The sequence below is a fragment of the Lentisalinibacter salinarum genome (assembly GCF_040706555.1).
GTDB lineage: Bacteria > Pseudomonadota > Gammaproteobacteria > Steroidobacterales > Woeseiaceae > Lentisalinibacter > Lentisalinibacter salinarum.
The window spans coordinates 582,689-607,121 of the sequence record NZ_JAPDRH010000002.1 but is presented as its reverse complement, the minus strand read 5'-3'; the positions used below and the strand labels follow the sequence as shown (position 1 = coordinate 607,121).

Below are 24,433 nucleotides of genomic sequence, written 5' to 3'. Positions count from 1 at the left end.
GACAGATCGAATACAAGTCGCATCGAAGCCGTTATGGAGCCGACGTGAAGAGACTGCTCGCCGTTCTGCTGTGCGCCTCCCTCGCCGGATGCGCCACCACCCCCGAAGACCCGATCCACGTCGTCGACGAGGTCGACCTGCCCCGCTACATGGGCGACTGGTACGTCATCGCACACATCCCCACCTTCCTGGAGGACGAGGCCTACAACGCCATCGAGTCCTACGAGCTGAACGACGACGAGACCATCGCCACCACCTTCCGTTTCCGCAACGGCGGCTTCGACGGTCCCCTGAAGGTCTACACGCCGACCGGTTTCGTGCGGGACGACCCGAGCAACGCGGTCTGGGGCATGCAGTTCCTCTGGCCTTTCAAGGCGGAGTTCCTGATCGTCTGGCTGGACGAGGGCTACGAGACGACGGTGATCGGACGCAACGCCCGCGACTACGTCTGGATCATGGCGAGGGAGCCGCGGATCCCCGATGACGAGTACCGCCGCATCCTGTCGTTCCTGGAAACCGAGGGCTACGACCTGTCCGAGCTGCGCGAGGTGCCTCAACGCTGGCCGGAGGCCGTCACCGGCGACGGCGACTGATACTCCATACTCCGGCACGCCGGTGCGGGCTAACATGGAGCCCGGCCAATAGTCGTCAATAGCGGGGGGGGAGTCATGCACCGGCTCTCGTACTTCAGCCACCGGCGGGCGCTGGCCGTCTCCGTAGAGGCGGGCGGCAGGGCCGTGCGTGACGCGCTGGTGGCCCCGGCCGCCCGGGTCGGACCGCTGTTCGCCGGCTTCCCCGATCTGCCGCTGTACGTGACGCGGCCGGCGGCCGGCGCACCCCTGGCGGTGCCGACCGAGACGCCGGTGGTGGAGGGTGCCGGCGCCGCCGAGGTCGACTGGGCGTGTCGGCGGCTGTCGCTGGAGGTCATCCGTGAAGGCCGCCACGGCCGCGTGCTGCTGCGCGCGGTGTGCGATGCGACCGGCATCGGCCGGCTGCGCCATGCAGCCGACGCGGCGCGGCGGCTCTATCGCCGTGGCAACGTCGCGGTCGCGCATCCCAATTTCCTGCGGCTGTACCGGCCGCCGCCGGTTGCTGCCGAAGCCGGACCGGCGCTGGCGGACGGGCAGTGGGCGCTGGACAACGCCGGTGATGTGGGCATTGCCGGCGCCGACGTCGGGGCCGAGGCGGCCTGGGCGCTCACCACCGGACGCCGCCGGGTGCGGGTCGCCATCCTGGACGATGGCGTCGAACTGGCCCACCCGTACCTGCGCCCGGCGGCGGCCGCCGAACGGGACTTCGTGGCCGACGATCGCTACGGGCGTCCCGCCGGCGACGACGCCCACGGCACCGCGGTGGCGGGCATCGTGGCCGCCGACGGGCCCCGTGCGACGGGTCTCGCGCCGGGCGTCTCACTGGTTGCCGCACGCATCGCCCGCGGCGGCGCGCACGGTTACTGGCTGTCCGACGATTTCGACACCGCCGAGGCCGTGGACTGGTGCGTCGGGGAGAGCCGCGCGGACATCCTGAACCTGTCCTGGGGCGGCGGCCCGCCGGCGGATGCCATCACGGGCGCGCTGGAACGGGCCGCGCGGACCGGCCGCCGCGGTCGCGGCTGCCTGATCGTGGCCGCGGCCGGCAACAGTCAGTCCACCCTGGACTATCCGGCCACGCTGCCCGAGGTGCTGGCGGTGGGTGCGTCGAATCCCTGGGACCGGCGCAAGACCCGCAGCTCCCGGGACGGCGAGCACTGGTGGGGCAGCAGTCACGGCCGGAATCTCTCGCTGCTGGCACCCGGCGTCTCGATACTCACCACCGACCTGCGCGGCCGACGGGGTTTTTCGCCCACCCTGGTGTACGACGCGTTCAGCGGCACCTCGGCCGCCGCGCCGTTCGTTTCCGCCGCGGCGGCGCTGGTGTTGTCGCTGCATCCCGACCTGCCGGCGGCATGCCTGCGCAGGGTCCTGGAGGAGAGCGCGGTGCCGCTCGACGGCGGGCGCCGCTCCACCCACGGCCACGGCCGCCTGGATGCGGCCGCGGCCCTGCGCCTGGCGGCCGGCGGCGGGAGCTGAGTTTCAGCCGGCGGCCGCGACGCCGGCGGGGCAGCTCACGCCGGTGCCGCCGAGACCGCAATAGCCGCCCGGGTTCTTCGCCAGGTACTGCTGGTGATAGTCCTCGGCGTAATAGAACGGGCCGGAGTCGGCGATCTCGGTGGTGATGGCGCCGTAGCCGGCATCGGCCAGGACCTGCGCGTAGGCATCGCGGGAGGCCTCGGCCGCCGCCTTCTGGTCCGCATCGAAGACGTAGATGGCCGAACGATACTGGGTGCCGACGTCGTTGCCCTGGCGCATGCCCTGGGTCGGGTCGTGGGATTCCCAGAAGACCCGCAGCAGATCGTCGTAGGTGATCCGGGCGGGGTCGTAGACCACCAGCACCGCCTCGGTGTGGCCGGTCATGCCGCTGCAGACCTCGCGATAGTCCGGGTTGGGCGTGCGGCCGCCGGCGTAGCCCACGGCGGTGGTGTAGACGCCCGACTGTTGCCAGAACTGCCGCTCGGCACCCCAGAAGCAGCCGAGGCCGAATACGGCCTGCCGGTACCCCTCCGGGAAAGGCGGCTTGAGCGGTGCGTCCAGCACGAAGTGACGCTCGGGTACCGGCATCGGCGTGTCGCGGCCGGGCAGGGCCTCTTCCGCCGACGGCAGGGACGTCTTCTTGTTCAGACCGAACATGGCTCTCTCCTGTGGCTGTACGGCGGATATGCGTCCGGCAGGTGCGCGATCAAGGGTCGGGAGGTGGCGTCGCCGGGGATCACCGGGCGACCGCGGCGTCGATGATACGGACCTCGTACTGGTCCGGCGACGTGAACGGTCCGAGGCCCGTGTCGAGGCGCACGCTGTTGCCGGGCTCGAGTACGCCGGAGAGCCGGCGGCGGGTCTCGGAGACGCTGCCGGAGCCGGTCAGATAGCGGATGGCGACCACCACGTCGGTGACGCCGACGCGGGTCGGGTTGTCGATCTGCAGCAGCAGCCGCCCGCCGTCGCCGAGTCCGGTCCGGCTGCGCAGGTAGGCCTCGGGATTCTGGCCCAGATCGAGGCGCATCAGTGCGGCCTGGGCGCGTGCTCCGACCTCGCCCTGTTCGCCGCTGGCCTTCTGGTAATACTCCACCGCCTGCGCGCGGTTGCCGGCCCGGCGCTCGATGTCGCCAAGGGCGAGATAGGCCGGCGCCGTCGGCAGCAGCTCGAGGCTCGCGGCGAGGTCGCGGCGGGCCTCGGCATCGTCGCCCAGCCGCTCGGCCGCCAGGCCCCGCTTCAGGTAGTAGTAGAAGAAGCCGTCGTTGCGCTCGAGCGCCAGGGTGTACTCGCTGCGGGCGCGGTCGTAGTCCTCGTCCAGCAGGTACACGTCGCCCCGCAGCGCGTAGAAGTGGCCCTCCCCGGGCGCGATGCGGATGGCCTCGTCGGCCTTCTCGAGGGCGACGCCGCGCTGGTCCTCGGCCAGCGCCTTGCGGCCGGCATCGTAGGCCTCGTACGCGGGCAGGGCGTCGCGTGTCGTCGCGAGCATCTCGCGGTAGCGTGCGGCCCCGGTCTCCCCGCCGGGCGGCAGGCTGGCCGCCGTCTGCCGGTTCGCCTCCACCCGCGCGGTCGACGGCGGGTGGCTTGCGAACAAGCCGCTCAGCCAGTCGCTGCGGCGCTGCTCGTTCAGCCGCACGAAGGTCTCCTGCAGCTCCACGGCGCCCTGGGGGTCGTAGCCCGCGCGCGACATGTAGCGCATGCCGTAGAGGTCGGACTCCAGTTCGGCGCCGCGGCTGTAGCGCTGGTTGATGAGCTGGGAGGCGATCGACGCCGACGCGGTGGCCAGTCGGCCGTAGTCGCTGTCGCTGGTGGCGACCGCCGTCGCCAGCACCGCGCCCTGCAGCACCATCGCGCGTTCCATGGCGTCCGCGGAATGGCCCGCGGCCGCGTGGACGATCTCGTGACCCAGCACCGCCGCCAGTTCGGCCTCGGATTCGAGTTCGGTCAGCAGCCCCCGGTTGATTGCGATCTTGCCGCCGGGCAGCGCCCAGGCGTTCGGTACGGAGTTGTTCAGCACGTGGAACTCGTAGGGCAGCGGCCGGTCGCTGACCGCGGCGAGACGCTGGCCGACCTGCTGCACGTAGTCCTCGAGTGCCGGGTCGAGGACGTAGTCGCCGCCCTGGGACTGGCGCATCGGCAGGTAATTCTGCTCGCCCAGAGCGACTTCCTGGGCTTCGGAGACGAGCCGGATCTCGCGCTCGCCAGTGACCGGGTTGACCGCACAGCCGCTCGTGAGCAGCGCGAGCGCCGCCAGCAGCCAGAGCGGCGCGAGCGTGCCGGCCCGTGCCCGACCGGGGCGGGCGGAACGTGCCGTGACAGTCGCTGTACTCATGCCCTCAGGATAACCGAAGGCGGGGGTTCGTTGCCCGGCCCGGCGCATCTTCACTGCGCCACCAGCCGCTGACCGCGGCGCGGGCGCTCGCTGATGCCGTCGCGGTGGGCGAAGCGCACGGGCAGCGACTGGGTGCGGCCCCAGGCGCCCGCCCGGTAGACGGCGAAATGCAGGTGCGGCATGGTCGTGTGGCCGGTGTTTCCCGACAGCCCGATGCGGTCTCCGGCCTCAACCCGGTCGCCGGCTGCCACCAGGGCGCCGTCGCGGTGCAGGTGGTAGTACTCGCCCGTGGTGCCGTCGTCGTGCAGGATCACGATGTAGTTGGCGTAGCGGCCGCAGCCTTCCTCCCAGCAGCCGATGTCGTGGGATTCCTCGACCCGTGCCACGACGCCGCCGCGGGCCGCGTGCACGGGCGTCCCTTCCGGCATGTCGAAGTCCACGGCATAAAGCTCCAGTCCGGTGTGGCTGAAGCTCGAGCCGTAGCCCTGCAGCACGGGATAGCTCTCGCCGCGAGCATAGGGCAGCCGGTAGAGGTGGGTGTCGTCGTGCTGCGCGCGCTGATCCCCCACCGTCCAGTCGTACCAGTAGCGGTAGCGATAGCGGGCGCCGCCTTGCGCCGGCATGCGCAGCAGCTCGGCGAGGTCGCCGCCGTCCAGGGTCCGGGTCACCGTCCGGGCCGCCGGCGCCAGGCCCCGGCCGCGCACCCGCACCGTCAGCGTCAGCGGGAACTCGGTGAGGTTGCGCCCGGACAGCACCAGGCCGGCCGGAGACTCGTCCACCTCCACGCAGATCCATTCGCCGTCGCAGTCGCCCGCACTGGCGGCAGCGCCTGACGCGGAGAGCAATAGTGCCATGACGACGATTGTGAAAACGGATCTCATGATCGGCTGCAGACCTCGTGCCCGGCCCGGAGTTCGCGCGGCGGGGCGGCCCGATGATACCGCTGTGATACTGCCACAGTGCAGTCGGATTCGGCGCCCGACTGCAGTATGCTTGCGGGCTGCCGGCGCGGTCTATTGCTATCGCTATAGCCTCGCGCCGCGCGGACGACAGCCAGCGAGGAGTGACGATGAGTGAACAGACCCCCTACGACCTCCTGATCAAGGACGTGCGCGTCGTGCGCCCCAATCGCACCCGCGTGGATGCCCTGGACGTCGCGATCAGCGACGGCAGGTTTGCGCAGCTGGCTCCCGGCATCGATGCCTCCGGCGCCCGCGAGGTCGTCGACGGCGGCAACCTGCTCGCCTTCCCGGGCGTGGTCGATGCCCACATGCACACCGGCATCTACTCGCCGCTGGCCGAGGACGCCGTCAGCGAGAGCCGCGCCGCGGCCATGGGCGGAGTGACCTCGAGTCTGAACTACATGCGCACCGGCCAGTACTACCTGAACAAGAGCGCACCCTACCGGGAATTCTTCCCGGAGGTGCTGGATCTGTCCGAAGGCCGCTTCCACGTGGACTACGCCTATCACCTCGCGCCGATGATGCGCGAGCACATCGACGAGATCGAGTACCTGGTGGATACCCACGGCGTCACCTCTTTCAAGATCTTCATGTTCTACGGCGGCTACGGCCTGCACGGCCGCTCTTCCTCCCAGGCGGATTTCCTGATGATCGGCGAGGACGAGAAGTACGATATCGCGCATTTCGAGTTTGTCATGCGCGGTATCCGCCGCGCGATGGAGCGCTATCCCGACAAGGCCGACCAGATCAGCCTCAGCCTGCACTGCGAGACCGCCGAGATCATGGCCGCCTACACGAAGATGGTGGAGTCCGACGGCAAGCTCACCGGTCTGCACGCCTACAATGCCTCGCGCCCGCCGCACTCCGAGGGACTCGCCATCTTCATCGCCGCCTACCTCGCCAACGAGACGGAGCTGCCGAACATCAACCTGCTGCATCTGAGTTCGCGCAAGGCGGTGGATGCCGCCCTGAAGATGGCCGAGGCCTTCCCCCACATCGACTTCGGCCGGGAAGTGACCATCGGCCACCTGGTGCTGGACGTGGATTCCCCCTGCGGCAAGTACGCCAAGGTGAATCCGCCCATCCGGCCGCGGGAGGACGTGGAGTACCTCTGGGAGCAGCTGCTGGACGGCAAACTCGACTGGGTGGTGAGCGACCACGCCTGCTGCAAGGAGGAGTTCAAGGTGAGCCGGGAGAACCCGGACGACATCTTCCTTGCCAAGTCGGGTTTCGGCGGCACTGAATACCTGCTGCCCGGCCTGATTACCGAGGGCTCGCGGCGCGGCATGTCCTACAACCACATGGCGGAGCTCACCAGCTTCAACCCGGCACGGCGCTACGGCCTGAACCGCAAGGGCGACATCGCCGTGGGCCTGGACGCCGACCTGGTGCTGGTGGACCCGAACGACACGTACACGGTCCATGCCGAGGAATCGGAGTCCCGGCAGGGCTACTCGCCCTTCGAGGGCGTCGAGCTGACGGCGCGGGTGAAGAGCACGTATCTGCGCGGCCGCCGCGTGTATCACGACGGCGAAGTGGTCGGCGAGCCCGCCGGCCGCTTTATGAGCCGGCCATACTGAGTCGGCCTTTCCGAGCTCCGCCGGACCGCTGCCAGTTCCCGTCATATTCATGCTCCCGCCGTGCTCCCGTTAGGCAGACCCGGCCCGCTGCACTGGGCGGGCCTGGCCGGCCTCGTGGCCATGTGGGGTTCATCCTATCTGGCCATGGAGATCGCGCTGACGGCGTTCAGCCCGCTCGGGATCACCACCGGGCGTATCGTGCTGGCCGCCGCCACGCTGTGGACCGTCATGCGGCTGGCTGGCCTGCGGCTGCCGGCCGACCGGGGCTCCTGGGCGTTCTTCGTCCTGCTGTCGGTCATCGGCAACTGCCTGCCGTTCTTCCTGATCAGCTGGGGCCAGCAGAGCGTGCCCTCCGGTCTCGCCGGAATCGCCATGGCGGTGACGCCGCTGGCCGTGATCCTGCTCGCCCACTTCCTGCTGCCCGACGAGCCGCTGACCCCCGGACGCATCGCCGGCTTCCTGGCCGGCTTCGCCGGGGTCGCGCTGCTGGTCGGCCCGGAGTTCCTGCTGGGCGGGCGTGCGGGCGACGGCTCGCTGATCGGTCTGCTGTCGGTGCTGGGGGGCGCCCTGTGTTACGCCACCACGGCCGTAATCACGCGGCTGGGCCCGTCCCATCACCCGCTGGTGATGTCGACGGCAGTGACCATCGCCGGCAGCCTCATCCTGCTGCCACTGTACTTCGTGGTGGACGGCGGAGTGCTGCAGGAATTTGTCCTGCCGCCGGGTCCGCTGGCCGCTGTCGCGGCGCTGGGCATGCTGTCCACCGGTTTCGCCGCGGTGATCTTCTTCTTCCTCGTCACCCAGGCGGGGGCGGGCTTCATGACGATGCAGAGTTTCCTGGTGCCGCCCTGGGCCGTAATCACCGGCGCGCTCGTGCTGGACGAGCGGCTGCAGCCGGAGGCCTATGCCGCGATGATCCTGATCCTGGCCGGGCTGGGTATCGCCCGCCGCTTCGACCGTGCGGCGCCTCGGACGGGCGCGTAGGGCCATTAACGGGCCCGGCTGACAGGCCCTAGTCCGCCGGGTCCGCGCCGGCGGCATCTGTGGCGGGTTTCGCGTCGCCGGTATCGCCAGCGGGTTCCGCCTCCGCAGGCTGTTCGCGCTCTTCCATGGCGGCCGCGATCTCGTCCGGCAGGCGCTCGGCGATGTAGGAGAAGCGGTGGCGGAAAGTCTGGCCGGGCGTCGACACCGGGTGGCCGTCGACGTAGCGGGGGCGGTACACCAGCCGGCGCACCGCCCGCTTCACCTCGGAGTCCATGAGACCGGGCGGCTCGGATTCGATCACGTCGATGTCCTCCGTGCGGCCACGAGCGTTGACGGTGTAATCCGCCACGACGACGCCCTGGTCGAATTCCCGGCCGCGGTACACGGGATTGACCACCGGGTTGGTCTCCTCGTCGGCATAGGCCGGCGCCCGGGCGGGCCGGATCAGCACCGGCCGATCGAAGCGCCGGTCGCGTATGGTCGCAAGGCTCTCGTTTTCGCTCAGCAGTTCCCAGGCGCGCCGGTATGCGCGCCGCGCCTTCTGCGCCTCGCCCCGCAACGTGTGATAGTTGCCGGTGTCGATCAGGCTGTCGGCCACCAGCGACGGCGTGCCTTCGGGATGGTTCTCCGCGATCTCCAGCGCCCGCCGCAGCGCCCATTCGCCCCGGTTGCTGACCGTCTGCTGGATGTCGTAGACATAGGTGCGCGCCAGGCCGTTCAGGGGCTCGATCAGGCGCAGGTCGTCCTCTCCGTACTCGGCCTCGATGACATCGATGGCCTGGTTCCACACGTCACGCTCCTGGCCGAACAGGCCGAGCCGATGCAGCCAGCGGGCCCTGCGCTGCAGTGCGGGCAGCGTCTCCACACTGTCCTCGCCGAAGCGGCGGACGTAGAGCTGATAGGACAGGTCCTGGATCTCGCTCGCTTCTTCCAGGTCCTGCAGACGCACGAAGGATTCCGCCAGCGCGTCGAGCAGGTCCACCTGGTCCAGGTTCTGGGGCCCCGAGTTCACGTGGGTGAGGTGCACGGCCCGGTCGTAGACGCGGATGGCCTCGTCCGGCCGGCCTGCGTCGAGATAGGTGTTGCCCAGGCCGCGCAGCGGGTTGATCAGGTGCCGGCTCAGGCGGCTCTCCACCCGCTCGACGATGTCGACGGCCGCCTCGTAGTTCTGCACCGCGGCCTCGTACTCGCCGTTCTGCTGCTGGGCGATGGCCAGGTTGGTCAGTGCGCGGGCGGTCTGCAGGTTATCCCGGCCGTTCACCTCGATGGAGAGCACCACCACCCGCTTGCCGGCCTCGATGGCGCTGGCATAGCGGCCGCTGTCGTACAGGCGTCGGTAGGTCTGGAAGGCCCGGTCCAGTTCGTCGTGCAGGCCGGAGGGTTCGTCTTCCGGCTCGGCCGCGGTGATGGGCAGGCTCTCCGCGTCGCCGGCCTCCGGCATCGCGTCGGCGTCGTCGTCGGCTGCGGCGGGCGCGGCCATGGCAAGGATCATGGCGGCGAGCGCGGCCACGAGGGCCGGCAGGACCGTCGCCGTGACCGGCGGCGGCGACCTGTCCGAACGGCTGTGGTCTCTCATCGTGGACGTCATGGGAATCGATTATGGACGGAGCGGCGTCCCGGTCAAAGGTCTGTAGACCAGCGACGGCGGCGACAGTTCGGCGCTGCGGCATGACGAGCGCACCGGCGCCGAACCCCGCGAGGTCCGCCTTTGCGTTTACAGTGCCGGAACCCACACAGCCGGAGAAAGTGCCGTGGCGAAGACCCTCATCCCCATCCTCTGCCTGCTTGCCGCCGGCCTGGCCGCTGCCGCCGACTCGTCGACGAGTCTCACCATCTACAGTCAGGCCAGCCCCGGCGGCGTCTCGCCGGACCTCTATCGGCCGCTGCCCGGGCACGGCGGCTGGTCGGGTCCGTCGGTGCCGGGTTATGCCATCGTCCGTCAGGACCGCACCGTGGGTCTCACCCGTGGCCGCGGCATCCTGGAGTTCACCGACGTGGCCGCGCTGATCGACCCCACCACGGTGCGGTTCCGCTCGCTGACGGACCCGGACGGGACCCGCGTACTCGAGCAGGATTTCCGCTTCGACCTGGTCAGCACCGACCGACTGCTGGAGCGCTATCTGGACCGCCCCGTTACCGTCCACCGCGGCGTGGGCAGCGAATCGGAGGTGCTCAGCGGCACGCTCATGAGTACCACGGGCGGGCTGGTGCTCGGCATGCCCGACGGCACGGTGGAGGTCATCCGCCAGTACCAGCGCGTCGGCTTCCCGGAGTTGCCGGGCGGGCTGATCACCCGGCCGACCCTCATCTGGGACGTCCTCAGCGAGCGCGCCGGCTCGCATCGCACCCGGGTGGCGTACGAGACGGCGGGTATCACCTGGTGGGCGGACTACAACCTCACCTGGAAAGAGGGCGACGACGCCAATTCCGGCACGCTGGACGTCAACGCCTGGGTGAGCATCGTGAACCAGTCCGGAGCGAGCTACGAGGACGCGCGCCTGAAGCTGATCGCGGGCGATGTGCAGCGCAGCCAGGCGCCGGGCTACCAGCAGCGCGTCCGCACCGAGGCGCTGGCCATGGCAATGGCGGACACGGCGGGCTTCGATGAGAAGGCATTCTTCGAATTCCATCTCTACACGCTGGGCCGCCCCACGACCCTCCCTGACCGCTCCACCAAGCAGCTGGAACTCTTCCCGGCGGCCGCCGGCGTGCCGGCCGGCAAGGTGCTGGTCTATCAGGGTGCCGGCGGCTACGGAGGCTACGGCCAGCCGCGCACGGACCGTGAGTACGGGGTGGCCTCCAACCCGAAGGTGGACGTCTACGTGGAATTCACCAACCGGCAGGCCGGCGGCCTGGGCGTGCCGCTGCCCGCCGGGCGCATCCGCGTCTCCCAGGTGGATACGGCCGACGGCAGCCTGGAGTTCATCGGCGAGGACGTGATCGATCACACGCCCCGCAACGAGGACGTGCGCATCCGGCTCGGCTCGGCCTTCGACGTCACCGGCGAGCGGGTGCAGCGGGACTTCCGCATCGATACCCGGGCCCACTGGATCGAGGAGGACATCGAGATCACGGTGGCCAACCGCAAGGAGGAGCCCGTGGAGGTCATCGTGCAGGAGTCCCTCTATCGCTGGAGCAACTGGGAGATCCTGTCGAGCTCGGACGAATGGGATAAGGCGGATGCGGGCACCGTCCGCTTCCCGGTCACGATCCCGGCGGACACGGAGAAGACGGTCACCTACCGGGTCCGCTACACCTGGTAGCCGTCAGAGGGTGAGGGCGAGCTGGCCCGCCGGGTGCGGCCGGCGGAAGCGCGAGGTGTCCAGCGGCCGCTCGCCCTCGCCGTAGCCGGCTCGGCGCCGGGCCATCGCGAAGCGGCGGGCGATGAGCCCGGCGTACTCACCGGTGCCGCGCTGGCGGCGGCCCCAGGCCGCATCGTAGTCGCGGCCGCCGCGGGACTGGCGCACCAGGCTCATGACGCGGGCGGCCCGCTGCGGATAGTGCGCCTCCAGCCACTCCCGGAACAGCGGTGCGACCTCGTGGGGCAGGCGCAGCAGCACCCAGGTGGCCCGGTCGGCGCCGGCCGCTGCAGCCGTCTTCAGGATCCGTTCGATCTCGTGATCGGTAAGGGCCGGGATCACCGGCGCCAGCATCAGGGTGACCGGGACGCCGGCGGCCGCCAGCCGCTCGATGGTACGCAGACGGCGGGTCGCCGAGGGCGCCCGCGGTTCCAGCAGGCGCTTCACGTCGTCCTGCAGGGTCGGCAGGCTGATCGCCACCGAACAGAGACCATCCGCCGCCATCTCGCCGAGGATGTCCAGGTCCCGCTCGATGAGCGCGGACTTGGTGATGATGCTGAAGGGGTGGCGGAATTCGGCCAGCACCTCCAGGACGCTCCGGGTGATGCGCCGGCTGCGTTCCGCCGGCTGGTAGGCATCCGTGTTGGCGCCGATGGTGATAGGGCGGCATTCGTAGCGGGGATTCATCAGGGTTGCGCGGAGGCGGTCGGCCGCGTTCGTCTTGACGAAGATCTCCGACTCGAAGTCCAGCCCCGGCGACAGGTCCAGGTAACTGTGGGTGGGACGGGCGTAGCAGTACACGCAGCCGTGCTCGCAGCCCCGGTACGGGTTCAGTGACTGGTCGAAAGGCACGTCCGGCGAGCGGTTGCGGCTGATGATGGAGACGGCGCGCTCGTCGTGCAGGTTTGTGCCCGGTGCAGGATCCCTGGCATCCTCGGGCTCGGTGCAGCGGGTTGCGAAACGTCCCGGCGCGTTGGACACGGCGCCGCGGCCGGGCTGTGGGGTCGGCTTGCTCATACTGTATGAAAATACAGTATCGCCCCGCCGCTGGCCAGAGGCTGGCGGTCGCTTCAGCCGGTGAGGAAAGCGGCGAGCAGACCGGCGCCGAGCAGCAGGCAGGCACCGGCGGTGAGCTGGGTCCTCAGTCGCCGGAACCAGACCGGGTAGCCGCCCGGCCACAGCGTGATGCGCTCGTAGCTGTAGATACCGATGAAACCGGCGATCAGGAGCGCGATGCCGGCGCCGTGTGGCATCAGCAGGGCGAGCCAGCCGGCCAGCGCCGGCACCACGCTCACCAGGATGCGTTCGCCGCGGCGCTCGCGCCGCTCGTCCAGCGCCAGCCCCCACTGCAGGGCGCCGACGAAGGCGAGGATCACGGCACCGTAGCCGGTCAGCCAGTCGAGAAACCAGGCGTCGTTGGCGCCGGCCAGGATGCCGGCCACGGGCAGGGCGAAGGGCACGAGCCCCGCGTAGCCCATCCAGCGGGCGGGCGACGTCGCGGCGCCCGGCGGGCCGTCCGCGATCAGAGGATGAGCCATGAGTTCGTTCTCGCCGCCGATGAACTCGCCCTCCACGAAGACGATGGGCAGCGTCCGCCAGCCGGTCCCCTGTTTCAGGTGGTGGAAGCGTTCCCGCATGGCGGAGTCCCCCATCGGCATCGATTCGAAGCGATGGGGGATCCGCCGGGACTCGAGCGCTTCCCGGACGCGGCTGGTGTCCGTCAGCCCGGAGTGGAAGACGACGACCCGCGCGGAGGCGGCGACCGACTCGAGTTGCGGGTCGTCGAGGCTCACCTCAGCTCTTCTGCGGCGTCTCGTAGTACACGTGGACGTCGCGCTGCGGGAACGGGATGCTGATGCCCTCCGCGTCGAAGCGCTTCTTCACGGTCTCCGTGACGTCGAACTTCAGGCCCCAGTAATCGCCCGCATTGGCCCAGGGCCGCGCCACGATATTGACGCTGGAGTCGGCGAGTTCGGCCACGACGATCTGCGGCGCCGGATCCGCCAGCACCCGGTCGTCGCCGCTGAGCACGTCCTCGATGATCTTCTTCGCCTTGTCGATGTCGTCGGCGTAGCCGATGCCGAAGGTGAAGTCGACCCGCCGCGTCTCGTGGGCCGAGTAGTTGGTGATGATGCCACCCGTGATCTGGCTGTTCGGCACGATGATCTTCTTGTTGTCCGGCGTCTTCATGACCGTGGTGAAGATCTGCACCTCGTCGACGGTGCCGGCGACGCCTGCAGCCTCGATGTAGTCGCCCACCTTGTAGGGCCGGAAGATGATAACCAGCACGCCGGCCGCGAAATTGGACAGCGAACCCTGCAGGGCCAGGCCGACGGCGAGGCCGGCGGCACCGAGGACGGCGATCAGCGAGGTCGTCTGGATGCCGAGCTGGCCGATGGCCGCGAGGATCACGAAGATCAGCAGCAGGACGCGCACGATGTTCGAGAGGAACTTGACCAGGGTCGCGTCGACGTTCGCGCGTTCCATCAGGCGGCGCATGCCCTTCGTGATCAGGTTGGCGACCCAGCGACCGATGATGAATATCGCGAGTGCCGCGATGATGTCGACGCCGAATTCCGTAGCGAGGGACTGGGCCTTCGCGCCCAGCTGCTCAAGATCGAGTTCCATGGGTTTCGCTCCCGTTAGTGGTTGTTGTATGGCGCCGATTCTAGAGCAAGGCGGGCGCGGATCAAGCTGAGCGGGCGGTCAGGACCAGTGCTCGAATGCGAGCGCCCACGACAGTGCGATGACGCCCACGGTGACGAGGCCCGCCGACAGTTGAACGCGGGCCTCTGCGAGCCGGTCGGTATCCAGCCGCGCGCAGGCGAGACCGAGCACGCCACCGCAGAGGAAGCCCGTAAGATGGGCGCCCACGTCGGTGCGCTCGCCGCCGCTGCCGGTGTAGGCCAGCAGCGCGATCGCGCCCACGATGGGCCCGAGGCGGTAAACCCAGCGGTCCTGAGGGTAGAGCCTGCGCCGCCACGCGAATGCGCCGATGAGGCCCAGCGCGCCGAAGATGGCGGTGGAGGCGCCGACGGCATTGTGGTCCGGCGGCTGGATCCAGGCGTTCACGGCATTGCCGAACGCGCCGGCGGCGACGATGGCGAGCCAGGCGACGCCCGATCCCAGGTAGTGGCCTGCGAAGAGCCCGAAACCCAGGCCGAAGACCAGGTTGGCGGTGATGTGGCCGAGGTCCAGGTGCAGCGTGAGGGCGGTCACGGTGCGCCACCATTCCCCCTCCAGCACGAGCGCGGCGTTCACCCGCCCGGCGCCGAACCAGTCCAGTCCCCACAGGCTCTGCGAGGAGGCCCACGCGACCGCGCACACCAGCAGGAGATAGCCGGCCAGCCCGGGCCAGGGATTCAGCTTGCGGAACACGGGCATCGGCCGGGGCGGACGCCAGTGCCGGTTCTCGTGCCGCCACTCGGCCAGTTCCTCCCGGGCACGTGCGGCCTCGGCCGCGGGGACCACGAGCAGCGAGTTGCGGCCGTCGCTCAGCACCTCGTGGCGGATGCCGACCGACTGCAGCACCAGCGCTCGCTCACCGGTTTCCCGGGACCGGGAGGATTCGAACACGACGACGGGTTCTTCTTCTGTCATCCGCAAAGAGTCGGGCCGCGCCTGCCAGTATTCAAGCGCCATGGCGAAGAGCGCCGCCAGGGCCACGGCGTGTTGCGCGAAATGCGGGCAACGCGCGGCTGGGCGGCACCGCGGCGGTGCACCCGGCGGGGGAGCGGGGCAGCGTGCGCTGCGCAAGTGCTTGTTCGGCGGCGAGGGCGCCTGCTGGCACGGGACTTGCTAGGAGGAGATCAGAAGACGGTCCGCCGGTGCAGGCGGGCCGCACGATCGTTGCCGGCGCGGGCGGTTCGGTGCTTTACTCCCCCGTAGTCAGCGGATTTCCCGCGTCGGCAAACCCTGTTCCCGCGGTGACCCGCCGCCGCCGTGCAGCGCAAGGAAGCGTTGCACCGTGCGCTGCAGGTGACGCTCCAGCTCCTCGGGCTCGATCGACTCGCGCACACGCAAGAGCAGCTCCAGGAAGTAGTGGGCCTTGAACATGGCCACCAGGAGGGAGGCCGCTTCCAGGGGATCGTCGAGTACGAGTTCGCCCCGTTCCGCGAAACGCGACAGCAGCGAGCCCAGGTACTCGCAGTTCTGGGCGGGACCCGCTTCGTAGAAGACGCGCGCGATCGAGGGATAGCTCGGGCATTCGCCGGCCAGCAGTCGGAACATGCTGAGCACCTCCTGATCCTGCAGCAGCTCCATGAACTGGCGCCCGAAGGCGTGCAGCGCCTCCGCGGCCGACGTCTCCGGCGGCAGCGCTTCGCCCTCCAGCCCGTAGTCCGTCACCTTGGTACGGACGCACTCGCGGAACAGGGCGTCCTTGCTCTCGAAGTGGGAGTAGACGGTCTGCTTCGAGACACCGGCCTCGGCGGCGACGGCATCCATCGAGGTGCGCTGCAGGCCTTCCGACATGAACAGGCGTACCGCCGCCTGCCGGATGGCATCGCGCTTCTGCCGGCTCTTCGGCCGCCCGGGTCGGGCGTTCGCCGATTCAGTTATCAAACTGGACAGTTCCGTATGTGTAATTTAAGATCAAACTGTACAGTCTAGTTTAGTGCACACGGTCACAGGATGGAACACCTCGGGGAGTCCGGTCGATGAGGCAGGTTACGGGCCAGGGAACGAGGCCTTGGCGGCACGGCGCCGTGCTCGCCGTACTGGCGGCACTGGCCGCCTGCGGCGATGACGGCGGCGATGAGCCGGTGCGCGACCCCGCGTTGCTGGTGCCCGTGGCGCGCGTCACGCCGGCCGACGGCTATGTGGTGCGGCGGGAATTCGCGGGCCGGGTCGAGGCGGCGCGGGACAGTGCCGTGGGCTTCGAGATCGGCGGGATGCTGGCGGCGGTGCTGGTGGACGAGGGCGACGATGTCGCGGCGGGAGAGCCGCTTGCCCGTCTGGACACGGAGCGGCTCGAGGCGCGGGAAGCGGAAGCGGAGGCCGCATTGGCCCAGGCCGAGGCCACCCTGTCGCTGGCGGAGACGACCCTTGCGCGCACGCGGGAGGCGCTCGAATTCCGGGGCGTGTCCCGGCAGCAATACGACGAGGCCGTCCGCGCCGAGCGTTCGGCACGCTCCGCCCGCCAGGCGGCCCGCGCACGCCTCGACAGCGTGCGGGTCGACCTGGACAAGTCGGTCCTGCGGGCTCCCTTCGAGGCGACGGTGACCCGCCGGTCCGCCGACGAGGGCGAGGTGCTGGCCGCCGGCCAGGTCCTGCTCGAGCTGCAGGAGCGGACGGCGCCGCGGGTCCGCGTCGGCGTGGCCGGCGACATGCTGGATGCCATCCGGACGCGGGACGAGCACGTCCTGCAGGTGGACGGCCGGGAGATCACCGCCCGGCTGCGCGCCGTTCTGCCGCTGAGGGATGCGGCTACCCGGACGGTGGACGCCATCTTCGAACTCGAGGGCGAATACCGGGTGCTGCCCGGCGACCTGGCCCGGCTCGCGCTGGAGCTGTCGGTGGAGACGCCGGGCTTCTGGGTGCCGCTGGGATCGCTGGCCGAAGGCGACCGGGGAGTCTGGACGAACTACGTGGCCGTGCCGCTGTCGGCGGGCCAGTCCGCAGGAGAGGCGACCCACGTCATCGAGGCCCGTCCGGTCGAGGTGCTGCACGAGCAGGCGGACCGGGTCTACGTCCGCGGTGCCATCGAGGACGGCGAGCGGGTGGTCGTGGAGGGGCTGCACCGCATCGTGCCCGGGCAGACGGTGCGCATCGGCGTCCGCCAGGCCATGCGTGAGCCCGGCACCGAGACCGAGTAATGGAGGGCCGGCACGTTCCGCCGGTCGCCCGGCCCGCGCTTGCGCTGTTCGCCAACCGCCACCTCCTGGTGCTGGGCGTCATCGTCATCCTGCTGGCCGGCCTCTCCGCCATCGGCAGCATGCCGCGCATCGAGGATCCCCGGATCACGAACCGCAATCCGAAGGTGATCACGCTGCTGCCGGGTGCCACGGCGGCGCGGATGGAGGCGCTGATCACCGACCCCGTCGAGGATGCGCTGCGCGAGATCGCGGAGATCGCGGAGCTGGACTCCAATTCGAGGGCCGGCGTGTCTGTCGTCAACATCCAGCTGCAGGACCGCGTGGGGCCGGGCGAGAACGAGCGCATCTTCTCGCGCATACGGGACCGCCTGAACGACGTGGCCGCCGAACTGCCGCCCGGCGCCCGCCTGGACTTCGACGACGAGTTCAGCGCCACGGCCTTCAGCCTGGTGGCCTCGATCAGCTGGGAGCAGGGCGGCGAGCCCCGGCTCACGCTGATGAACCGCCTGGCGGAGGAGCTGGCCGACCGGCTGCGCAACGTGCCGGGCACGGAGCTGGTCCGGCTCTACGGCCAGCCGGCCGAAGAGATCACGGTCACGCTCGACCGGGACCGGCTGGCGGCGTTGGGCATGACCGCCGCCGAGGCGGCCACACGGGTGGCCGGGGCCGATCCCAAGCAGCCGGCGGGTGCACTGCGCACCGGGCAGCGCCAGCTCTTCGTGGAGGTCGCCGGGGAACTCGACTCCGTCGCGCGCGTGGCGTCGATTCCCCTGCTGGGCAACCGCACGGGGGCGCTGGTGACGGTCGGCGACGTCGCAGACGTGACGCGTGGCTGGCAGGAGCCGCCGGCGGAGATCGCGAGGACGGGCGGTGCGCGCAGCATCCTCGTGGCCGCGCGCACCGGGCCCGAGATACGGGTGGACCGCTGGGCGGAGGCGGCGCGGGCCGCCGTCGAGGAATACGGCGCATCGGTAGGGCAGGGCATCGGCGTCGAGGTGGCGTTCGATCAGAGCCGCTACACGGAAGAGCGGCTGTCCACCCTCGGCGGCAATCTGTTCGCCGGCGCGCTGCTGGTGATGCTGGTGGTGTTCGTCGGCATGGGCTGGCGGGCGGCCCTCATCGTTGGCGCGGCCCTGCCGCTGTCCGCCGCACTCACGGTCTTCGGCCTGAACGTGCTCGGCCAGCAGATCCACCAGATGACGATCTTCGGCATGATCATCGCGATCGGCCTGCTCATCGACAACGCCATCGTCATGACCGACGAGGTGAAGAAGAAGCTCGATCGTGACGAGGAACGCACGGAGGCCGTCCGCCACGCGCTCTCCCACCTGTTCGTGCCGCTGCTGGCCTCGACGCTGACCACCATCCTGGGTTTCATGCCGGTCTTCCTGCTGCCGGGTCCCATGGGGGACTTCGTCGGGCCCATCGCGATCGCCGTCGTGCTGGCCCTCACGGCGTCGTTCCTGGTCGCGACCACCTTCATCCCCGTGCTCGCCGGCATCAACCTGCGGCGGCGCCGGCAGGAGCAGCGCTACCACTGGTGGGATGCCGGTTTCCGCTCCCGGCGGCTGGCGGCGCGCTACCGGCGCCTGCTCACCGCCGCCGTGGCCCGGCCCTGGGTCACCGCCGGCGCGTGCCTGGTGCTGCCGGTCTCGGGCTTCGTCCTGGCCGGCACCCTCGGCCAGCAGTTCTTCCCGCCGGCGGACCGCGACCACTTCGAGATCGAGGTCTGGCTGCCGCCGGATGCCGCGATAGTCCGCACCGCCGACCTGGCCGCCCGCATCGAGGCGGCGGTACGGCGCGAACCCGGCGTCGAGCGGGTCGACTGGCGGGTGGGCGGCAGTTATCCGACCATCTACTACAACCGGGTGATGCGCCAGGACGGCAATGCCGCCTATGCGCACGCGATGGTCTATACGGACACGCTGGGGAGTGCCAAGCGCCTGACCCGGGAGCTGCCGCGCACACTTTCCGACCGGTTCCCGGAAGCCGCCATCATCGTCAGCCCGTTCGCCCAGGGGCCGCCGGTGGCCGCGCCGGTGGGCTTCCGCATCACGGGCGCGGATGTGGCCACGCTGAAACGCCTCGGCGGCGAGGTCAGACGCATCATGCATACCGTGCCCGGGATACTGCAGACCCGGGCCAGCGTGACCGGCGGCGAGCCGAAACTCGCGTTCCGCGCCGACGAGTACGCGGCGCGGCTGGCCGGGCTCAGCCTCAGCGACGTGGCCGGGCAGATGCAGGCGAATCTGGAGGGCGCGACCGGCGGTACCGTGCTGGAAGACCTGGAGGAGTTGCCCGTGCGCGTGCGGCTGTCGCGGCAAGCGCAGGAGACCACGGCGGCGATCGCGGGCTTCTCGCTGCTGGCGCCCGCTCTGGACGGCGAGTGGATCCCCGCCGACGCCGTCGGCGAGATCACGCTGGTGCCCGAGGCCGCCAGCATCAGCCGCCGCGACGGCCGTCGGGTCAACAACATCTACGGCTACATCCGCCGCGACGCGCTGGCCATCGACGTCACCAACGCCGTGCGCGAGCGTATGGCGGCTGCCGGCTTTACTCTGCCACCCGGCTATACGCTCACCGTTGCCGGCGACAGCGAGGAGCAATCGGAGGCATTCGGCGAGCTGCTCGCCTACATGCCCGTGCTCCTGCTGCTTATGGCCGCAACCATCATCCTGTCCTTCCGCAGCGTGACGCTCGCGGCACTCATCGGCGTGGTCGCGGTGCTGTCCGTCGGTCTGGGCATGCTCTCGCTTTGGGCGGGCGGCTACGCGCGCGGCTTCAATGCCATCATCGGCAGCGCCGGCCTGATCGGTGTGGCCATCAACGGCACCATCGTCGTGCTGGCCGGCATCCGCGCCAATCCGCGCGCCCACTCCGGTGCTGCGGATGCCATCGTGGAGGAAACGGTGGGCGCGACGCGGCACATCGCCAGCACCACGCTGACCACCGTGGGCGGTTTCGTACCGCTGCTCGTCTTCACCGGCGGGGATTTCTGGCCGCCGCTCGCCATCGTCATCGCCGGCGGCGTGTTCTTCTCCATCACGCTGTCGCTGGGCTTCACGCCGGCCGTGTATCGGCTCCTGCACCGGCGTCGGTGGCGCCGTGCCGAGGCCGCGGCGGCGGCCGGCGGGAGCGTGCCGGCATGATCGGCATGATCAAATGCCTCCCGAGGCGTGTCGCTCTTGCCGTCCTCACCACGGCCGGCGCAGTGGGCCTCGCCGGCTGCGCGGTGGGACCGGATTACGAGCCGCCGGAGAGCGATGGCGGAGAATGGCTGGCCCCGCCCGACGGCGTCACGACGGAGAGCCTGCCGGCGGAATGGTGGTCGCTGCTGGAGCAGCCAGAGATCGGCGGCCATGTGGAGGCGGCGCTGGCCGAGAACCGCGACCTGCGGGCGGCCGTGGCCCGGGTGGAAGAGGCGCGGGCGCTGCGCGGTGTAGCCGCGGCCGCGCTGTGGCCCCGGCTGGACGCCGAGGGCAGCTATACCTGGTACGAGCAGAGTCTGAACTCGCCCGGTGCCGCCTCCCAGATCATCAGCGCCGGGCTGGCCTCGCGAGACGGCGAGTTCTACAACGCCCGTCTGGACGCGAGCTGGGAGCTGGATCTGTTCGGCGCCTCCCGCCGGCGGCTGGAGGCGGCGGATGCCGGCAGCGCAGCCGCGGCGGCGGCCGCCGCCGGCACCGCGCTCTCCGTAGTGGCCGAGACGGTCAGCGCCTGGATCGAATACCGCGGCGCCCGGAAGCGCCTGGCGGTCACGCGCCGCAGCGTCGACGCCCAGGCCGAGACGCTGGAGCTCACGCGCTCCAAGGTCGAGATCGGACTGGCCCGGGAGCTGGACGCTCTGCGGGCCGAGGCCGAGCTGCGCTCGACGCGGGCCCGTCTGCCGGCCCTGCAGGCAGCGGCTGCCGCGAGCGCGGATCGGCTCGCGGTGCTCACCGGACGCACTCCGGGCGAGGTACGCGCCGCCCTGGCGGGCGAGCTGGCGCTGCCCGATTCGCCGGCCAGCCTGCCGGTCGGCCTGCGCGCCGAGATTCTGCGCCGCCGTCCGGACGTGATCGCGGCGGAGCGGGAACTCGCCGCCGCCACGGCGGAGGTGGGTGGCGCGACCGCGGCGTTCTTCCCCCGCCTGGTGCTCGGCGCCAGCGGCGGTTTCGAGGCGGGCGACGTATCGGATCTCGCCACCGGCGACAGCCGCACGCTCGGCATCGTGCCTTTCCTGCGCTGGCCGGTTTTCCAGGGAGGCAGGCTGCGGGCCGAGCTGCGGGCGGCGGAGGCGCGGGAGCGCGCAGCGCTGGCGCGCTACGAAGGCGCGGTGCTGCGCGCGCTGGCCGATGCGGAGTCCGCCCTGGCCGCCTGGGCGGGCGAGCGCGGCACCCTCGCGGAACTCAGGCAGGCGTCCGCCGCGGCCGCGGAGGCAGCCGACATCGCCGCCCGGCTGTACGAGCAGGGGCTCGGCGATTTCCTGACCGTGCTCGACGCCGAGCGGCGCCTTGCCGAGACCGACGACGAGCGGGTGCGCGCCGAGATCCGCGCGCTGCTGGCGCTGGTGCGCGTCTACAAGGCCCTCGGTGTCGGCACGGGTGTCGGCATTGTGGCCGGCGAGCAGGGCGGGACGCCGTAACAAAACGGCAATGAATCCTTAACGTCACTTTAAGAACGGGGTGATCTCCTTGGTGCCGGGAAAAAAGCAACAAAGACGGCGCTGCCATGGACCCCGCTTCCATATTACTGGTCGACAACGACGCCGCATGCCGCGCTGAACTCGCGCGGCACCTGCGCGAACTAGGACACAGGGTCAGCGAGGCCGAGACGGCCGGGCAGGCCGTGCGCGAGGTGCGCGACCGCCTGCCCGACCTCATGGTGCTCGAGTCGCTGCTGCCCGACGTCCACGGCGTCGAGATACTGCAGGACGTGCGCCGCAACGACCGGCTGCGGCCTCTGCGCGTCCTCATGACTTCCCGTGCGCCGGCCTCCCGGGATGTGGTCCGGGCCTTCGAGACCGGCGCCGACGACTTCGTCGGCAAACCCTACGTCATCGAGGAGATCATGGCGCGCATCGGCGCCTGCCTGCGCAGACCGGCCAGCGCGGGCGCGAGCAACGTCCTCAGCGCCGGCGAGATCCTGGTGGACCAGTCGAGCCACCGTGTCACCGTCGCCGGCAAGCCCGCCGCGCTCGCTCCGCGGGAGTATCGGCTGATGAGCTTCCTGATCTCGAACCAGGACCGCGTGTACAGCCGCAGTCAGCTGCTGATCTATGTCTGGGACCGCGATACCAGGGTGGGCGCGCGCACGGTGGACGTCCACATCCGCCGGCTGCGCAAGATCCTGGAACCCTACGGCATTGCTCACTACATCCAGACCGTGCGCGGCAGCGGTTACCGGTTCTCCTTGCACGAGAGCTGACGGGGGAACGACTTCGTGTTGTCCGATCAAGACATTACGAGCCGGTACTCGATCAGGCCTCGGGAGTCGTCATCAATCCGTAATGGAGCTGTCACAAAACGTGAGCATTCCGGGCGTAGATTGCAGGCCCTCGGCGGCCCGGTCCGCCGCTTCGCCGATGAGAACAACAACGCAGAGTAGACAGCGGCGCCGTAGCCGGCCCGGACTCACATCGGAATTTCACGACGCGCAGTGAAGCGCACGAACGAACCTTACGCCTGGAGAAAACTGATGAATCGTAAAGTCCTGTTTGCCACCGTCCTCGCCGGCGTCGCGCTTGCCGGCTGCGACAGCGGAGACATCAACATCTCGCCGCAGACCGTCGACAACAGCGTCGACAACAGCGTGTCCAACCCGGGTGGCGGCACGGATACGAATCCCTGTGCTTCCTACCAGAACACGGGCGGTCAGACGCTGCAGGGCACCTACGACGGCACCAACTGCACCTATTCGCCCTCGTTCGCCGACGCCGGCAACAACGTGCTGGTGGACCTGAACATCCCGGCGCTGCCGAACGGCGGCGCGCATATCTTCGAAGGCAGCCTGTTCATCGGCCAGACCTTCGACAACGATGCCGACCTGGCGGCCTCCGGCATCACCGAGGGCGGCGACGGGCCCGAGCTCACCATCGAGGCGGGTGCAACCCTTGCCTGGCGGACGAGCGCCAACTTCCTGATCATCAACCGCGGTTCGCGCATACTCGCCGTGGGTCAGGAGAATGCCCCGATCACGTTTACTTCCGAGTCCGACGTGCTCGGCACGGTCGGCCCCGAGGACGTGCAGCAGTGGGGCGGCATGGTCGTCAACGGCTTCGGCGTTACCAACAAGTGTGTCTACACGGGCACGGTCGCGGGCGGCGATCTTGCCACCACCGACTGCCACGTCGACGCGGAGGGTGCCGCGGGCCTCGACGAGTCGCAGTACGGCGGCGACAACAACGATGACAGCTCGGGCCGTCTGGAATACGTGGTGGTCAAGCACACCGGCGCCACCGTCGGGAACGGCGACGAGTTGAACGGCATCACCTTCGGCGGTGTCGGCCGCAACACCATCGTCCGCAACCTGCAGGTCTACTCGACCTTCGACGATGGCATAGAGATGTTCGGCGGCGCCGTCAACTTCGAGAACTTCGTGGCCCTGTACGTCCGTGACGACTCGATCGACGTCGACGAGGGCTGGCAGGGTTCGATCACGAATGCGCTGGTCATCCAGTCCGAGACCGACGGCAACCATTGCATCGAGGCAGACGGCATCGGTTCCTTCAGCGACCTGGATTCGACGAGAGTCGAGGAGATCATCACGCAGGGCATCAATACCCGCATGACCATCAATAACCTCACCTGCATCGTCTCGCCGAACGGCGCGGCCACTGCGACCCACGACCCGGGTGCCGGCTGGCGTCTGCGCGAGGGTATCTACGCCGACATCAACGATGCCCTCCTGATCGGCTCCTTCGTCGAGGCGGACGCCACCAGCAGCAACGACAACTACGGCATCCGCATCGATAACCGCTCCCAGCAGGCGGCTCTGGACGGCTTCCTCAACTTCAATTCGGTCATCCTGGCCTTCCAGGAGCCTTTCCGCGGCCAGACCTTCCCGGATGGCACCACCACCGAGGAGAGCTTCTTCGCGGCCGAGGGCGGTGTCTCCGCTACGATCACGGGCGCGACGGACGCCACCGCGGCGGCCGACCCGGACCTGCAGCTGCTCGAGCGCGACACCAACGGCATCCCGGTCTTCTCGATCCCCTATGCCACGATGTCCGTCGACGGCGCGGTGCCGGCCGGCGCCCCGCAGAGCGGCGATTTCGTCGGCGCGGTTTCCCTGGGTATCCCGGACTGGACCCAGGGCTGGACCTACGGCATCCATCCGGACAACCGCGCCCAGCCGCTGTGGTTCGAGTGACGGGCGCTTCCGCCGCTTGAGTCGGACCCGGGGCGCCACTTCCT

At 69.8% G+C, this 24,433-nt stretch carries 19 protein-coding genes; 10 read left to right on the top strand and 9 right to left on the bottom strand.

Annotated features, from left to right (window positions below; all coding sequences use genetic code 11):
* The first annotated feature begins 44 nt into the window (after positions 1-44).
* Entirely contained in the window at positions 45-593 is a 549-nt protein-coding gene (locus tag ACJMKZ_RS05775) for a lipocalin family protein (RefSeq protein WP_405232238.1), read from the top strand.
* Between the two features lie 75 nt (positions 594-668).
* Positions 669-2,069: a S8 family peptidase gene (locus ACJMKZ_RS05770; RefSeq protein WP_405232237.1), complete on the top strand. Its 1,401-nt coding sequence runs from the start codon at positions 669-671 to the stop codon at positions 2,067-2,069.
* 3 nt (positions 2,070-2,072) lie between these two features.
* Here the strand turns inward: ACJMKZ_RS05770 and msrA are convergent, their stop codons facing one another.
* The 3 genes from msrA to ACJMKZ_RS05755 form a co-directional block, all read right to left on the bottom strand.
* The gene (msrA, locus tag ACJMKZ_RS05765) at positions 2,073-2,726 is read right to left on the bottom strand and encodes a peptide-methionine (S)-S-oxide reductase MsrA (RefSeq protein ID WP_405232236.1); all 654 of its coding nucleotides are present in this window, start codon (positions 2,724-2,726) and stop codon (positions 2,073-2,075) included.
* Between the two features lie 79 nt (positions 2,727-2,805).
* The gene (locus tag ACJMKZ_RS05760; RefSeq protein WP_405232235.1) at positions 2,806-4,398 is read right to left on the bottom strand and encodes a M48 family metalloprotease; all 1,593 of its coding nucleotides are present in this window, start codon (positions 4,396-4,398) and stop codon (positions 2,806-2,808) included.
* Positions 4,399-4,448: 50 nt separating this feature from the next.
* Entirely contained in the window at positions 4,449-5,279 is an 831-nt protein-coding gene (locus ACJMKZ_RS05755) for a M23 family metallopeptidase (RefSeq protein ID WP_405232234.1), read from the bottom strand.
* A 188-nt stretch (positions 5,280-5,467) separates the two neighbouring features.
* Here ACJMKZ_RS05755 and ACJMKZ_RS05750 point away from each other — a divergent pair, with 188 nt between their 5' ends.
* Together ACJMKZ_RS05750 and ACJMKZ_RS05745 are read left to right on the top strand one after the other, a co-directional pair.
* On the top strand, positions 5,468-6,940 hold the full coding sequence (locus ACJMKZ_RS05750; RefSeq protein ID WP_405232233.1) for a dihydroorotase: 1,473 nt from the start codon (positions 5,468-5,470) through the stop codon (positions 6,938-6,940).
* Between the two features lie 60 nt (positions 6,941-7,000).
* A complete protein-coding gene (locus ACJMKZ_RS05745) occupies positions 7,001-7,924 on the top strand; it encodes a DMT family transporter (RefSeq protein ID WP_405232232.1) in 924 nt (307 codons plus the stop codon).
* A gap of 28 nt (positions 7,925-7,952) precedes the next feature.
* On the opposite strand, the gene ACJMKZ_RS05740 is transcribed toward ACJMKZ_RS05745, so the two are convergent.
* Complete coding sequence (locus ACJMKZ_RS05740) at positions 7,953-9,500, bottom strand: tetratricopeptide repeat protein (protein ID WP_405232231.1); 1,548 nt, start codon at positions 9,498-9,500, stop codon at positions 7,953-7,955.
* 175 nt (positions 9,501-9,675) lie between these two features.
* Between ACJMKZ_RS05740 and ACJMKZ_RS05735 the strand changes: the two genes are divergently transcribed.
* Complete coding sequence (locus ACJMKZ_RS05735) at positions 9,676-11,187, top strand: DUF4139 domain-containing protein (RefSeq protein WP_405232230.1); 1,512 nt, start codon at positions 9,676-9,678, stop codon at positions 11,185-11,187.
* A gap of 3 nt (positions 11,188-11,190) precedes the next feature.
* On the opposite strand, the gene ACJMKZ_RS05730 is transcribed toward ACJMKZ_RS05735, so the two are convergent.
* The 5 genes from ACJMKZ_RS05730 to ACJMKZ_RS05710 all read right to left on the bottom strand — a co-directional run bounded on the left by ACJMKZ_RS05730 (position 11,191) and on the right by ACJMKZ_RS05710 (position 15,786).
* A complete protein-coding gene (locus tag ACJMKZ_RS05730) occupies positions 11,191-12,240 on the bottom strand; it encodes a PA0069 family radical SAM protein (protein WP_405232229.1) in 1,050 nt (349 codons plus the stop codon).
* 53 nt (positions 12,241-12,293) lie between these two features.
* A complete protein-coding gene (locus ACJMKZ_RS05725; RefSeq protein ID WP_405232228.1) occupies positions 12,294-13,016 on the bottom strand; it encodes a DUF3429 family protein in 723 nt (240 codons plus the stop codon).
* 1 nt (position 13,017) lies between these two features.
* The gene (locus tag ACJMKZ_RS05720; RefSeq protein ID WP_405232227.1) at positions 13,018-13,851 is read right to left on the bottom strand and encodes a mechanosensitive ion channel family protein; all 834 of its coding nucleotides are present in this window, start codon (positions 13,849-13,851) and stop codon (positions 13,018-13,020) included.
* Between the two features lie 78 nt (positions 13,852-13,929).
* A complete protein-coding gene (locus ACJMKZ_RS05715) occupies positions 13,930-14,823 on the bottom strand; it encodes a rhomboid family intramembrane serine protease (RefSeq protein ID WP_405232226.1) in 894 nt (297 codons plus the stop codon).
* A 288-nt stretch (positions 14,824-15,111) separates the two neighbouring features.
* Complete coding sequence (locus ACJMKZ_RS05710) at positions 15,112-15,786, bottom strand: TetR/AcrR family transcriptional regulator (RefSeq protein WP_405232225.1); 675 nt, start codon at positions 15,784-15,786, stop codon at positions 15,112-15,114.
* Between the two features lie 95 nt (positions 15,787-15,881).
* On the opposite strand from ACJMKZ_RS05710, the gene ACJMKZ_RS05705 reads away from it, so the two are divergent.
* The 5 genes from ACJMKZ_RS05705 to ACJMKZ_RS05685 all read left to right on the top strand — a co-directional run bounded on the left by ACJMKZ_RS05705 (position 15,882) and on the right by ACJMKZ_RS05685 (position 24,389).
* Positions 15,882-17,039: an efflux RND transporter periplasmic adaptor subunit gene (locus tag ACJMKZ_RS05705; protein ID WP_405232224.1), complete on the top strand. Its 1,158-nt coding sequence runs from the start codon at positions 15,882-15,884 to the stop codon at positions 17,037-17,039.
* Positions 17,039-20,188 carry an efflux RND transporter permease subunit gene (locus tag ACJMKZ_RS05700; RefSeq protein WP_405232223.1) on the top strand — a complete coding sequence of 1,050 codons (3,150 nt, stop codon included), beginning with the start codon at positions 17,039-17,041 and terminating at the stop codon, positions 20,186-20,188. The genes ACJMKZ_RS05705 and ACJMKZ_RS05700 overlap by 1 nt, the downstream gene beginning before the upstream one ends.
* Positions 20,185-21,663, top strand: coding sequence for an efflux transporter outer membrane subunit (locus ACJMKZ_RS05695; RefSeq protein WP_405232222.1), 1,479 nt, complete (start codon positions 20,185-20,187; stop codon positions 21,661-21,663). Before ACJMKZ_RS05700 ends, ACJMKZ_RS05695 begins: the two co-directional genes overlap by 4 nt.
* Before the next feature lie 86 nt (positions 21,664-21,749).
* Positions 21,750-22,445, top strand: a complete 696-nt coding sequence (locus ACJMKZ_RS05690) for a winged helix-turn-helix domain-containing protein (protein ID WP_405232221.1) — start codon at positions 21,750-21,752, stop codon at positions 22,443-22,445.
* 270 nt (positions 22,446-22,715) lie between these two features.
* The gene (locus tag ACJMKZ_RS05685) at positions 22,716-24,389 is read left to right on the top strand and encodes a serine/threonine protein kinase (RefSeq protein ID WP_405232220.1); all 1,674 of its coding nucleotides are present in this window, start codon (positions 22,716-22,718) and stop codon (positions 24,387-24,389) included.
* Positions 24,390-24,433: the final 44 nt, after the last annotated feature.